Source organism: Paeniglutamicibacter psychrophenolicus (assembly GCF_017876575.1).
GTDB classification, from domain to species: Bacteria; Actinomycetota; Actinomycetes; order Actinomycetales; family Micrococcaceae; genus Paeniglutamicibacter; species Paeniglutamicibacter psychrophenolicus.
Genome location: NZ_JAGIOE010000001.1, coordinates 235,536 through 248,499, shown reverse-complemented (window position 1 = coordinate 248,499; position 12,964 = coordinate 235,536). Strand labels below are relative to the sequence as shown.

Annotated in this window: 7 protein-coding genes, 1 tRNA gene and 1 other RNA gene; 4 read left to right on the top strand and 5 right to left on the bottom strand. The window is 68.1% G+C overall.

Annotation, left to right across the window (positions count from 1 at the left end; all coding sequences use genetic code 11):
- Positions 1-195: 195 nt before the first annotated feature.
- The 3 genes from JOF46_RS01050 (at position 196) to JOF46_RS01040 (ending at position 5,572) form a co-directional block, all read left to right on the top strand.
- Positions 196-2,076 (top strand): BCCT family transporter, encoded by a 1,881-nt coding sequence (locus JOF46_RS01050; protein ID WP_209905624.1) that lies wholly within the window; start codon positions 196-198, stop codon positions 2,074-2,076.
- A 74-nt stretch (positions 2,077-2,150) separates the two neighbouring features.
- Positions 2,151-3,053 carry a formyltetrahydrofolate deformylase gene (gene purU / locus JOF46_RS01045; RefSeq protein ID WP_342592326.1) on the top strand — a complete coding sequence of 301 codons (903 nt, stop codon included), beginning with the start codon at positions 2,151-2,153 and terminating at the stop codon, positions 3,051-3,053.
- A 26-nt stretch (positions 3,054-3,079) separates the two neighbouring features.
- Positions 3,080-5,572 (top strand): GcvT family protein, encoded by a 2,493-nt coding sequence (locus JOF46_RS01040; RefSeq protein WP_209905622.1) that lies wholly within the window; start codon positions 3,080-3,082, stop codon positions 5,570-5,572.
- Here the strand turns inward: JOF46_RS01040 and recR are convergent.
- From recR to JOF46_RS01020, 5 genes are all read right to left on the bottom strand, one after another.
- Positions 5,569-6,231, bottom strand: coding sequence for a recombination mediator RecR (gene recR, locus JOF46_RS01035; protein WP_071214710.1), 663 nt, complete (start codon positions 6,229-6,231; stop codon positions 5,569-5,571). The two genes, JOF46_RS01040 and recR, sit on opposite strands and share 4 nt — an antisense overlap.
- Positions 6,232-6,331: 100 nt before the next feature.
- Positions 6,332-9,910 carry a DNA polymerase III subunit gamma and tau gene (locus JOF46_RS01030; RefSeq protein ID WP_342592325.1) on the bottom strand — a complete coding sequence of 1,193 codons (3,579 nt, stop codon included), beginning with the start codon at positions 9,908-9,910 and terminating at the stop codon, positions 6,332-6,334.
- Positions 9,907-10,827 (bottom strand): tRNA glutamyl-Q(34) synthetase GluQRS, encoded by a 921-nt coding sequence (gene gluQRS, locus JOF46_RS22065; protein ID WP_245347958.1) that lies wholly within the window; start codon positions 10,825-10,827, stop codon positions 9,907-9,909. The genes JOF46_RS01030 and gluQRS overlap by 4 nt, the downstream gene beginning before the upstream one ends.
- Before the next feature lie 63 nt (positions 10,828-10,890).
- An RNA gene (ffs, locus tag JOF46_RS01025) (signal recognition particle sRNA small type) lies at positions 10,891-10,987 on the bottom strand.
- Positions 10,988-11,057: 70 nt separating this feature from the next.
- A complete protein-coding gene (locus JOF46_RS01020) occupies positions 11,058-12,470 on the bottom strand; it encodes an HNH endonuclease signature motif containing protein (RefSeq protein WP_209905620.1) in 1,413 nt (470 codons plus the stop codon).
- A 332-nt stretch (positions 12,471-12,802) separates the two neighbouring features.
- On the opposite strand from JOF46_RS01020, the gene JOF46_RS01015 reads away from it, so the two are divergent.
- A tRNA-Ser gene (locus JOF46_RS01015) sits at positions 12,803-12,887 on the top strand.
- The last annotated feature ends 77 nt before the right edge of the window (positions 12,888-12,964 follow it).

Below are 12,964 nucleotides of genomic sequence, written 5' to 3'. Positions count from 1 at the left end.
GCTCGAGGCGCTTGCTGTTGATCGATGCGAAACAAGGTTCACCTTTTCTTGACCGCACCGACCACGCAACAGGCAATCCTTTCGACCGGCGCCATCCACCGCAAATAGCGCTCCCGCGTTGGGTGAATATCCCCGTTCCACGGCTCCACCTGGCTCCAAAGACGCAATTCGAATCCCCAGTCAAAGGAAACCCACATGGCAGTGAACACCGATGAAACCTTGTCCGACGATCCGGATGTGCCCGAGGCGGAACTGGCCGAGGAACCGGAAATGGTGCGCCCGCCAGCGGACGACAGCATGATCCTGCAGGAGTTGAAAGACAGCGAATCGGAACGGAAGGCACTGCGGGTGATACCGCGTCTGCCCGAGGGTTTGGACAAGGTCACCTTCGGCGTTGCCGGAGCCTTCGCGCTGGCCTTCGTCATCTGGGGGCTGGTCAACACCGCCTCTCTCTCGGCGGCCTCCAGCGTGGCATTGTCCTGGGTCACGGAGAACACCGGTTGGCTGTTTGTCTCGCTGGCCTCGTTCTTCGTGATCTTTGTGCTCTGGCTGGCCCTGGGCCGCTTCGGGAACATCCCGCTCGGCCGGGACGGGGAAAAGCCCGAGTTCCGCACCGTCTCCTGGATCTCGATGATGTTCAGCGCCGGCATGGGCATCGGACTGGTCTTCTACGGCGTGGCGGAACCGCTCTACCACTATGTCTCTCCGCCCCCGGGAACCGTGGACGGGAGCACCCCCGAGGCCATCCAGACGGCCATGGCCACCTCCATCTTCCACTGGAGCATCCACCCGTGGGCGATGTTCGCGGTGGTCGGCATCGCGATGGCCTACTCGACCTTCCGGCTGGGGCGCCGCCAGCTGATCTCCTCCGCATTCACTTCACTGTTCGGCCCGCGTGTCGAGGGGCCGGCCGGCAAGATCGTGAATATCCTGGCCATCTTCGCCACGCTCTTCGGAACAGCCGCCTCGCTGGGGCTTGGGGCCATGCAGATCGCCAGCGGCATCGAGTTCAACGGCTGGGTCGGCAAGGTTGGCTCCCCGGTTCTGGTCGCGGTGATCACCGCGCTGACCATTTGCTTCGTGCTTTCCGCCGTCTCGGGGATCGCCAGGGGCATCCAGTGGCTCTCCAACATCAACATGATCCTGGCCTTGCTGCTGGCGGTGCTCGTCTTCGTGCTCGGCCCCACGCTGTTGATCCTCAACCTGATTCCTTCGGCCATCGGCGACTTCGTCCGTGACCTGCCATCGATGGCCTCCCGCACCGAGTCCGCCGGAGACGAATCGGTGCGGGCCTGGATGTCGGGCTGGACCATCTTCTACTGGGCGTGGTGGGTTTCCTGGGCACCGTTTGTGGGCATGTTCATCGCCCGGATCAGCCGCGGACGCACCATCCGCCAGTTCGTCACCGGCGTGCTGCTGGTCCCGTCCCTGGTGTCCGTCATCTGGTTCTCGATCTTCGGCGGAGCCGCCTTCGACGTCCAGCTCAAGGCCGAAGCATCCGGCGGGGCCTCCGGCTCGATGGTGAGCATGGTCGACGGGGAACCGTCCATTGACTTCGAGGGCGCCATGTTCGATCTGATCCAGCATCTTGGCACCGGACCCGGGGTCACGCTGGCCATTGCCATCCTGGCGATGGTCCTGGTCGGCATCTTCTTCGTCACCGGCGCCGACTCCGCTTCGATCGTGATGGGCTCGCTGAGCACCAATGGGCGCATGGAACCCTCCAAGCGCGTGATCGTGTTTTGGGGCGTGCTCACCGGTGCGGTGGCAGCCATCATGCTGCTGGCCGGCGGGGACGACCCCGGGCAGGCGCTGAACGGCCTGAAAAACATCACCATCGTCTCTGCCCTTCCCTTCGCGATCGTCATGTTCGTCCTGTGCATCGCCTTGGTCAAGGACCTGCGTCGCGACCCGCTGGCGCTGCGCAAGAGACTGGCCGACTCGGTGGTCGAACGGGCCATCCGCAGCGGTGTGGATGAACACGGCGGGGTGCCATTCAAGTTGGTGACCAGGCACGACTGCACCGAGACCTGTGAAGCGGAGGCCCGTTGCCCGGGCCGGGGCACCGACGCCTGATGAACCTCCGCGATCCACAGGCCACCATCAACCAACAACCATCCACCTTTCAGCGACCCAAGGGAGCAACCAACGTGACCACCACGACCCGCGAGCCGGAAGCGACCGCCGACGCCACGCACCCGCGCAGCGTCCGCTTCGTCCTGACCCTCTCCTGCCCCGACAAGCCCGGAATCGTGCGGGCCGTGACCGGGTTCCTCGACGATGCCGGCTTCGACATCGCCGAGCACCAGCAATTCGACGACCACGTCGGCGGCCGGCTCTTCCTGCGCACCGCGCTTGCCGGAGGCGATCCGCGGGAAACCGCCGGGACGATGGAAGCTGCGTTCGGCCGGCTGGCGGGGGAGTTCGACATGGACTTCGCGTTCCACGACGGGCGGGCGCAGCGCGTGCTGGTCATGGTCTCGAAGTTCGGGCACTGCCTCAACGACCTGATCTACCGCTGGCGGACCGGAACGCTCGGTGCCGAACTGGTGGCAGTCGTCTCCAACCACGAGGACCTGCGCCCCATGGCCGAGGCCGCCGGGCTGCCGTTCATCCACATTCCGGTCACCGCCGCGACCAAGCCCGCCGCCGAGGAGCGGCTCCAGGAAGTCATCGGCGAACAGCGGGCGGACCTGGTGGTGCTGGCCCGCTACATGCAGGTGCTCTCCAACGAGCTGACCGCCGCGCTGCACGGGCGGGCCATCAACATCCACCACTCGTTCCTGCCCGGCTTCAAGGGCGCCAAGCCCTACCACCAGGCCTACGCGCGCGGCGTGAAAATGGTCGGGGCCACCGCCCACTACGTCACCGAGTCGCTGGACGAGGGCCCGATCATCGAACAGGAGGTGTTCCGGGTCGACCACGTCCCGGACGCCGACGCCCTGGCGCGGATCGGCCGGGACGCCGAGGCCCAGGCCCTGGCCCGGGCCATCACCTGGCATTGCCAGCACCGCATCCTGCTGAACAACACCCGCACCGTCGTCTTCCGCTAAACACCCCCCCGAGAAGGAGCATTCCCATGAACCAAGCACCGAACGTCGTGATCATCGGGGCCGGAATCGTCGGCGCGAACCTGGCCGACGAGCTGGCCGTCCGCGGCTGGACAAACACCACCGTCATCGAGCAGGGCCCCCTGCACCTGGCCGGCGGATCCACCTCCCACGCCCCGGGCCTGGTCTTCCAGACCAACCCGTCCAAGTCGATGACCGAGTTCGCCAGCTACACCGTCGAAAAGCTGCTGTCCCTGAAGAAGGACGGCACCTCCTGTTTCAACCAGGTCGGCGGGCTGGAAATAGCCACCACCCCCGCACGGCTCGAGGAGCTGGCGCGCCGGCACGGATTCGCCACCTCCTGGGGACTGGAATCGCGGCTGGTCGATGCGGCCGAATGCAAGCGGCTCCACCCGTTGCTGGATGAGGATGCGGTGCTCGGCGGCTTCCTGGTTCCCTCCGACGGGTTGGCGTCCGCGGCCCGCGCCGTGCAACTGCTCATCGAGAAGTCCACCGCGGCCGGGGTGCGGTTCCTGGGGGACACGACCGTCACCGGGATCGAGCAGGCCGGCGGCAGGGTCACCGGGGTGCGGATCGGGGACGACACCGTCATCGAGGCCGACATCGTGGTCTCCTGCGCCGGGTTCTGGGGACCTGCCATCGGGGACATGATCGGGATGCGCGTGCCGTTGCTGCCGCTGGCCCACCAATACGTCACCACCGATGCGCTGCCGGAGCTCGCCGGGCGCAACGCCGGGCCCCACGGGGCGTCCCTGCCGATCCTGCGCCACCAGGACAAGGACCTGTACTACCGTGAGCACGGGGATCGGATCGGCATCGGTTCCTACGCCCACCGCCCGATGCCGGTGGCCCTGGACTCCCTGGCGAAGGTGCCGGCCGAGGACATGAGCGAGCACGAGATGCCCTCGCGGCTGGACTTCACCGAAGCGGACTTCCTGCCCTCCTGGGAGGACTCGAAGGCGCTGCTGCCCGCATTGGGCGAGCGGTCGATAGAGGACGGGTTCAACGGGATCTTCTCCTTCACCCCGGACGGCGGCCCGCTGGTGGGTGCGGCCCCGGCGCTGGAGGGCTTCTACGTGGCCGAGGCCGTCTGGGTGACCCACTCGGCAGGCATCGCCCGGGCCGTGGCCGAGCTGCTGATCGACGGGCAGTCCTCCATTTCCCTGCACGAGGGCGAGGTGACCCGCTTCGAGCCGGTGCAAACCACCAGGGAATACATCTCGGAGACGTCCCAGCAGAACTTCGTCGAGATCTACGACATCCGCCACCCGCTCGAGCCGCGCACCTCACCCCGGGACCTGCGCTCGGCCCCGTTCCGGGCCCGCCAGGAAGAACTCGGCGCCTTTTTCCTGGAATCCGCCGGCTGGGAACGTCCGCACTGGTTCGAGGCCAACCGGCACCTGCTCGAGACAATGCCCGATGGCTGGCGGTCCCCGGCGCGCGACTTCTGGTCCAACCAGTTCCACTCCGAGATCTCCGCGGCCGAGGCCTGGCGGACCCGCACCGCGGTGGCCATGTACGACATGACCCCGCTCAAGCGACTGGAGATCACCGGGCCCGGCGCGCTGGCGCTGCTGCAGCGCCTGAGCACCGGCAACATCGCCAAGAAGCCGGGTGCCGTCACCTATTGCCTGCTGCTGAACGCGGATGGCGGTATCCGAAGCGACGTGACGATCGCGCGGCTGGGGGAGGAGCGCTTCCAGCTGGGAGTGAACGGGAACATCGACCTGGACTACTTCACCGTCGAGGCGCGCCGCCAGGCGGCCACGGACCCGGGGGCCTGGGCGCACGTTGCCGACATCACCGGTGCCACCTGCTGCATCGGTCTGTGGGGGCCGCTGGCCCGCGAGGTCATGGCCAAGGTCAGCGCGGACGACTTCTCCAACGATTCGCTGAAGTACTTCCGCAGCGCCGAGGTGGTCATCGGCGGGATCCCGGTCACCGCGATGCGGCTGTCCTACGTGGGCGAGCTCGGCTGGGAACTCTACGCCAGCGCCGAGACCGGACAGAAGCTTTGGGACGTGCTCTTTGCGGCCGGAGCCGAACACGGGATCATCGCCGCCGGGCGCGGGGCGTTCAACTCGCTGCGGCTGGAAAAGGGCTACCGGCTCTGGGGCACCGACGTGACCCCCGAGCACCACCCGTTCGAGGCCGGGCTGGGCTTCTCCATCGCCAAGGACAAGACCGGGTTCGTGGGGGCGCAGGCCGTGGACGTGCTGCGCAACCAGCCCTCGGAGCGGGCGCTGCGCTGCCTGACCATCAACGACGGGACCTCGATGGTGCTGGGCAAGGAGCCGGTTTACCTCGAAGGGAACCCGGCCGGCTACGTGACCAGTGCCGCCTACGGCTACACGGTGCGCACGCCGCTGGCCTACGCCTGGCTGCCGGCCTCCACGGTGGAGGGGGACCAGGTCGAGATCGAGTACTTCGGCCGGCGGATACCGGCGACGGTGGCCGCGGACCCGCTCTTCGATCCGAAGATGGAGCGACTGCGCGGCTAGGACGCGGATACCGGCTCCTGGGACGGCGGGGCGGTGCGCACCAGCGGGGCGGCGGGGGCCGGCTGCGCGGTGTTGCGCCGTCCCTCGATGGCGCGGGCCAGGGTGACCTCGTCGGCGTACTCCAGGTCCCCGCCCACCGGCAGGCCGGAGGCCAGCCGGCTGATCTTGATGCCCAGCGGGCGCAGCGTGCGCACCAGGTAGGTGGCCGTCGCCTCGCCCTCCAGGTTCGGGTCGGTGGCCAGGATGATCTCGGTGATGCGCTCATCTCCCAGCCGGGCGATCAGCTCGCGGATGTGCAACTGCTCCGGGCCGATCCCGTTGATCGGGTTGATGGCCCCGCCCAGCACGTGGTACCTGCCGGTGAAGGCGCGCGAGCGCTCGATGGCGATGACGTCCTTGGACTCCTCGACCACGCAGATGATGTCGTCCCCCCGTCGTTCGTCGCGGCAGATCGAGCAGGTCTCCGACTCGGAGACGTTGAAGCACACGGTGCAGAACTTCACCCGTTCCTTGACCACGGAGATGACCTGGGCCAGGCGCTTCATGTCCTCCGCATCCGCTTCGAGGATGTGGAAGGCAATGCGCTGGGCCGACTTCGGGCCGATGCCCGGAAGCCTTCCCAATTCGTCAATCAGTTCCTGGACTGCGCCTTCGTACACTTGGATTCACACTGCCTAATCTTGCTGTTCGCTGCGACCTTGTTTGCGTGCACCAGACACTACACACCGGCCCCGACGCTTGGTCCCGGCCGGCGGGCCGTCATCGAGGCCGGTTGGGGCGCTCGATCACGTTGCCCTGCGCGTCGCGTTCCTCGATGACGAGGCCCTTGAGGATGCGCTCGATGGCGGGGACACCGATCAGCGAGGAATCCTCGATCTCGATGTCGTCGTCACTGGGGACGAACTCCGTCTCATCCAATTCTACTGGTGCAACCGGTGCCTGCGGGCGCTGGTCCGCAGGCGGCGTTGTCCGCGGGCGGGCGAAATCCGGGGCGTCGTCCGGGTTGCCCCAGGCGCCGGCCGACGGATCGGTGGTGATCGGGGCATGCACGGGTGCCGGATGCGAATCGGTGATCCCCGCGGCCCGGTTCATCAAACGCTGGTAGCGGCTGAGCTTGCCGCCGTTGGCGGGCACCGGGGCGCCTGGTTCCTCGGCGGCCGGGACGGGAGCCGGAACCGGCATGCCCCAGGTGGCGGCCGATGCGCCGGGGGGAGGAGCAACCGGGCGGTCGGCGGCACCCAGGGACGGGGCCGGGGCGACGTAGCCCTTGGGGGTCGCCGGAGGCGGGGCCGCCGGCAGCGAGGCGCCGGCCGCTCCCGAGGGATCGTCCTCGACGGCAGGTCCGGCAACCGGGGTTCCCAGTTCCCCTTCCCAGTCGGGCACCGGCACGGAGGAAGCGTCCCAGTCGCCGCCGCCGTCATCCCACGGCTCTGAATCCCAGGTGGGTTCCGGTCCGAAGCCGGGGTCCTCGGCGGAGGCATCCGCGATGGGCGGCTCGGCCACCGGAGGCGGGGTCGGCGCCGGTTCAGCCGATGCGGCTGCAGGCTGCGGGGCGACCGGCTGCGGGGCGTCCGGTTGCGGAGCAGCCGGAGCCGCGGATGCCACCGAGGGTGCGGTTGCCACGGAAGGCGCGGGCCCGGAGGGCTCGCCCTGGACGGCAGGTGCCGGTGCGGCTCCCCGGCCGGGTTGGCTCGGAGCGGGCGCACTGGAAGGGGAAGGGGCGGTGTGCTGCTGTGGTGCGGATTCAGCTGGACCAGTGGTCACCGCCGGCTCGGGCCGGCGATCAACTTTTGGGCCAGAACCACCCGCGGGTGCGGAGCCTCCCTCTGCGATGACCAACTCTATGTTCACGCCGAGCACCTTCTGGATGCTCTGCCCCAGGATCGCAACGTTGTCCGCCCGCGCGGTGAACGCGGTCATGGCGCCGGTGTGCGCGAAGCTCACGGTCAGCGTGCGGCCGTCAAAGCCCGTGACCGACGCATTCGGCGCCACCATCATCCAGACGAACCGCTTGTTGCTCTTGAGCTCTTCCAGGATGTCGGGCCAGGCGCGGCGGAACATTTCCACCGAGCCGGTGCCGCCGGAGTGTGCTGCCGGGCCCTGGCCCTGCTGCGGCTGAGTGGCCGGTGGCTGCTGCTGCCGTGGTGCCTGGTTTTGCTGTTGCTGCGGAGGCATCTGCCCCTGCGGCTGCCCCTGCTGTTGCTGCGGAGGCATCTGCCCCTGCTGCTGGCGTTGCTGCCCGGGGGCTTGGTGCTGCTGTGGTTGGCCCTGCTGCTGCGCGGCGAATTGCTGCGCATTCTGCGGCTGGGTGGCAGCCTGCTGTTGCTGTTGCTGTTGCTGCTGTTGCTGTTGCTGCTGTTGCTGTTGCTGCTGTTGCTGTTGCTGTTGCGCGGCTCGCTGCTCGGCTGCGGCACGTTCTTGCGCGGCACGTTCCTGGGCCTCGCGTTCCTGTGCGGCTCGCTCGGCGGCTGCTCGCTGTTCGGCGGCAGCCCGTTCCTGGGCGGAACGTTCGGCCATGGCCTGCTCGGCGGCGGCGCGCTCCTTGGCGGCCTGCTCCTCCTTGACCTTCTTGGTGAAATCCGCCATGGCTTGGTTTTGCTGCAGCGGTGCTGGTTCGGGTGCCGGGGCTGCGGGCTCGCCCTCGGTCTCCGGGGCGCGATCGGGCAGGATGCTGAACGGCGGCACATTGGCAGGCGGGTGCACCGGGGTGCCCTGGGCGGGCGAAACCGGCTCGGTGACGGGGTTGACGGGGCCCTCGGGAACCGGTCCCCAGGTTCCACCCCAATCGGGGGAGTGCCCGGCAGGTTCCCCGGCGGCGGGAGCTTCAGCAACGGGTGTCGACGGGGCCGGTGCCGCCGATGTTTCCGGTGCGGGTGCAGCGGCGGCGGGAGCGGCCGAAACCGGGGCTTGGGATGGCTCGTCGACCGGCTGGATGACAACTTCCGCGGGTGCGGACGGTGCAGGTGCGGCTTCCCTTGCAGCCGGGGCATCGGGGATTGCCGGGGTTGCCGGCGCCTCGGCGCCGCCGCCTTCCTTCTGCGCACGGGCCGCGCGCAGGGCCTCGCGTACCGCGGCCGCACCCTGGCCCGAGGATTCGCCCTCGAAACCGGCGTTGGAACCGCCATGGCCCGGCTGGCCGGAGTCGCCGGCCGGCATCGGCGGAAGATCGTCGCCTGCGTAGGCCAGGCGGCGTTCGATCCGGTCCATGCGCGCGTTGAAACCACGTTCGGTGGCGTCCGAGGCCGGAAGCAGCAGGCGGGCGCAGAGCAGCTCGAGGTGCAGGCGCGGCGACGTAGCACCGGTCATCTCGGTCAGGCCCGCATTGGTGACATCGGCCCAGCGACTGAGCTCGGCCTGGCCGAGTCCCGCGGCCTGGGCCTGCATGCGGTGCAGCTGGTCCTCGGGCAGGCCGCGAATGATCTGGGCGGCGTTCTCGGGAACCGCGCGCACGATGATCAGGTCGCGGAAGCGTTCGAGCAGGTCCTCGACGAATCGTCGCGGATCGTGCCCGGTCTGCACCACGCGGTCCACGGCGGCAAACACGGTTGCCGCGTCCCCGGCGCCCAGTGCGTCGACGACATCGTCGAGCAACGTGGCGTGGGTGTAGCCGAGCAGCGAAACCGCCAGCTCGTAGTCCAGGCCGTTGGGCCCGGCGCCGGCGATCAGCTGGTCAAGCACGGACAGCGAGTCGCGCACCGACCCGCCGCCTGCGCGGATGACCAGCGAGAGCACGCCCGGGGCCACGGTGACGCCCTCGGCCGTGCACAGGTACTCGAGGTACTTGATCAACGGCTCGGGCGGGACCAGGCGGAACGGGTAGTGGTGGGTGCGCGAGCGGATGGTGCCGATGACCTTGTCCGGCTCGGTCGTCGCGAAGATGAACTTGATGTGCTCCGGCGGCTCTTCGACGATCTTCAGCAGGGCGTTGAAGCCGGCCGAGGTGACCATGTGGGCCTCGTCGATGATGAAGATCTTGTACCTGTCGCGCACCGGGGCAAAAGTGGCGCGTTCACGCAGGTCGCGGGCGTCGTCGACGCCGCCGTGGGACGCCGCGTCGATTTCGATCACGTCAAGGGAGCCCGGGCCGCCGCTGGCCAGCTCGATGCAGCTGGGGCAGGTGCCGCACGGGGTCGGCGTAGGGCCCTGGGCGCAGTTTAGGCAGCGGGCCAGGATGCGGGCGGACGTGGTCTTGCCACAGCCGCGCGGACCCGAGAAGAGATAGGCATGGTTGACCCGGTTCTTTTCCAAGGCCGTCATCAGCGGCGTGGTGACATGTTCCTGCCCGATCACGTCCGCAAAATTGTCTGGACGGTAGCGACGGTAAAGAGCTGTACTCACGAGGGCCACCCTATCGGTTTTCCGGATGCATGCGCACCCGGATCGGTTGTGAAGACCCACGGTTGCGTGGGCAGCAGTGCCGGATCGAAGGCCGCCAGCGCCGCGGAGAGCGAGTCGCCGGGCAACCCCAATGAGGCAAGGATCATGGCGCGGGCCGCCGCGGCGTCGATTCCGACATGTGCCAGCTGGCCGAGGGTCACCGACCCGTCGCGCTTGGCCAGGCGCTTGCCGGCCGCGTTCAGGGCCAGGGGAACATGGGCGTACACCGGAGGTTCGGCACCGAACAGCCGGGCCAGATAGGCCTGCCGCGGGGCCGAGGAGAGCAGGTCGTCGCCGCGGACCACCTGGTCGATGCCCTGGGCCACGTCGTCGATGACCACCGCCAGATTGTAGGCCGGGACCCCGTCGTTGCGCAGCACCACGAAGTCGTCCACGACCCCGGTGTATTGGCCGTGCAGCACGTCGGTGACGGTGAAGGTTTCCGCCTCGGTGCGCAGCCGCCATGCCGCCGGCCGCAGCCCGCGCTTGGCGGCCCGTTCGGCCTCGGTGAGATCCCGGCAGGTCCCGGGGTAGGTTCCTGGTGCGGCGTGCGGGGCGCTGGAGGCCTCGGCAATGTCGCGCCGGGTGCAGAAGCATTCATAGAGCAGGCCGCGGGCCCGCAGATCGCCAAGGGCCTCGGCATAGAGGCCGGAGCGCTCGGACTGCCTCACGATTTCTCCGTCCCAGGTGAGCCCGATGGCGGCGAGGTCGGCAAGCTGGAGTTCCTCGGCGCCGGCACGTGCCCTGTCGAGGTCCTCGACGCGCATGAGGAATCCGCGTGAGGTGGAGCGGGCGAAGAGCCAGGCCAGGATCGCGGTGCGCAGGTTGCCCAGGTGCAGTTCTCCCGAGGGGCTGGGAGCGAACCGTCCGGAACCCATGGACCTACTCCCTTTCGACTCCCGGATTCGAGGTGGTGGGGCCAACACCCGTCGCGGGAAAATAGTAAAGGCCCCTCATGCACCTGCCAGAGCCCATCTACCCTTGCTACCTTCCGGTCCTGGGGGAGTTCAACAGGATGACACCACATGAGGGGCCGTCAAATAGTCTACCCGAGACAGGGCCCAGGCCCGAAATCCGCATGCGTCGATCGGCTCACGTTTTCCTGCCTTCACGGCTCGGGGGCGTCGTCGCCGATCCCCGGGATCTTCTCGGACTCGTTCCAGCCCAGCAGCCGCTTGGTTTGCGCATCGATCGTGGTTCCGGGCAGCATCAGCTGGATCGGCGGCGCTTCGGGGCCTAGGGGTCGGGGGTACAGCAACCCGTCGGGCAGCTCCAGCTGGGTCAGACCGTGCGGGGTGCGCCATTGCAGCGAACCGTTGCCCAGGTACACCGCTTGCCAGCCCAACACATGCTTGTAGATCTGGTGCCGCTTGCACAACAGCTGGGCATTGCGCGCCGAGGTCCCGCCTCCGGTTGCCCAGTCGTCGATGTGGTCGAATTCGGAGAGCTCCGGGGCCCGCCGGCAGCCGGGGAACCGGCAATGCTCGTCGCGCACCCGCAGGAAATCACGCAACGCCTTCGAGGGCTTGTAGCGCTTGCGGCCCAGATCCAGGACGGAGCCGGTCCACGGGTCGGTGAGAATGGGCCGCAGCGACGGCGCCGCGGCGGCCAACCGCACCGCGACACCGATCGGTATGGGGCCATACCCCTCAAGATTGGCGGTCCCGCGCTCCGGGTTGGCCAGCAGCTCCAGCGCCGGGATTGTCAACCCCACAAAGGGCGGGGGCTTCTTCGTGGTCTGCCCGGGCCAGCCCTCGAGCAGCGAATCCCTGAAGACGTCAGCACGCAGCTGGCCCAGCGCCCGGACGGCTTCGCCCGGGAGCAACAGGTTGGCGTGCGTGGAAACGGTGTTGTAAATGGCCAGCACGTCCTCGGCGGGCAGGTAGGCCTGCAGCACCGCCATCCCGTCTTCTTCGGGCCACCACACCAGCGAACGTCCCGTCTCCGCCCGCGACCTGCGGTCCGCGGCCGGTTCCGGATGCAGGCGCTCCCGGGCGCGCTTGATGCGCAATGCCATGGCCGCGTCGGAGGCGGTGGTCGCGGTGGGAAGCAGGCTCGCCTCGATTTGTTGGGCGGTTGCGCGTGGGATGCCGCGGGTCTGTTTCACCAGCGCTGCGGCCGTGCGTGAGGTGATGGAGCCGGTGTACAAGGCGAAGAGGGAGGCCTCGTGCACGGTCCGCAGGCCCTCGGCGGTGGCCAGCCTGTTGAAGGTGGAGTGCTCCGAGGTCCTGGTGACCATGGCGGCCTCGGCCGCGAACGAGGATCGGTTCAGGTCCTGGTCCAGCCGGGAGAGCGGGTAGCCGTGTTCCTCGATCTCGCGCTTGTAGTCAAAGAGCGTGGGGTTTTCCTCCGACAGCGGGGTTGGCATGCCGCGCTGCACCATTTCGGAGGTGTCGGCCAGCAATGTGGACTCGAGCCCGTCGATCATGGCGCGGATCCGACTGAGCTCGCGCAGCTGGTCCAGGCCCTGTGCCGGGGTTCGCGGGGAATGGATCGATGTGAGCTTCGCTACTGCCCTCATGAGGGGGTTCCGGGCCAGGAATGCTTCCACAGTGGTGCTCCAGGTGCCATCCATCCCGGCATAGTAGCGAGACCCGGCAGGCGGCACGCCACCTCCTTCGGGCCCTGAATTGCTATGGTGCGCCGCAAATTTTCCCATGTTCCAGTGCAACCCGGCACGGTCCTTCCCGCGCCCGGCCCCCGCCCGGCTGTGGAGTGCGGCCTGGGCCATCCGGGGGTGTGCGGGAAAGGGCGCGGGGTTGCCCGAAGAGGCTTTTGGGGGTGGGCTTCGAGCGTCGATTAGTTGTCATCGAAATTGTCCGCTATGCTGGAACCTGCTCTTTGGAGCAAGCTGGAGGATTCGCCTAGCGGCCTATGGCGCACGCCTGGAACGCGTGTTGGGTTCACGCCCTCGGGGGTTCAAATCCCCCATCCTCCGCGGATACGGAATCGGTCTTGACTTGAGAAATCTCGTCAAGGCCGATTTCGTTTAAGCTGCACCACTCGATCGGGAAA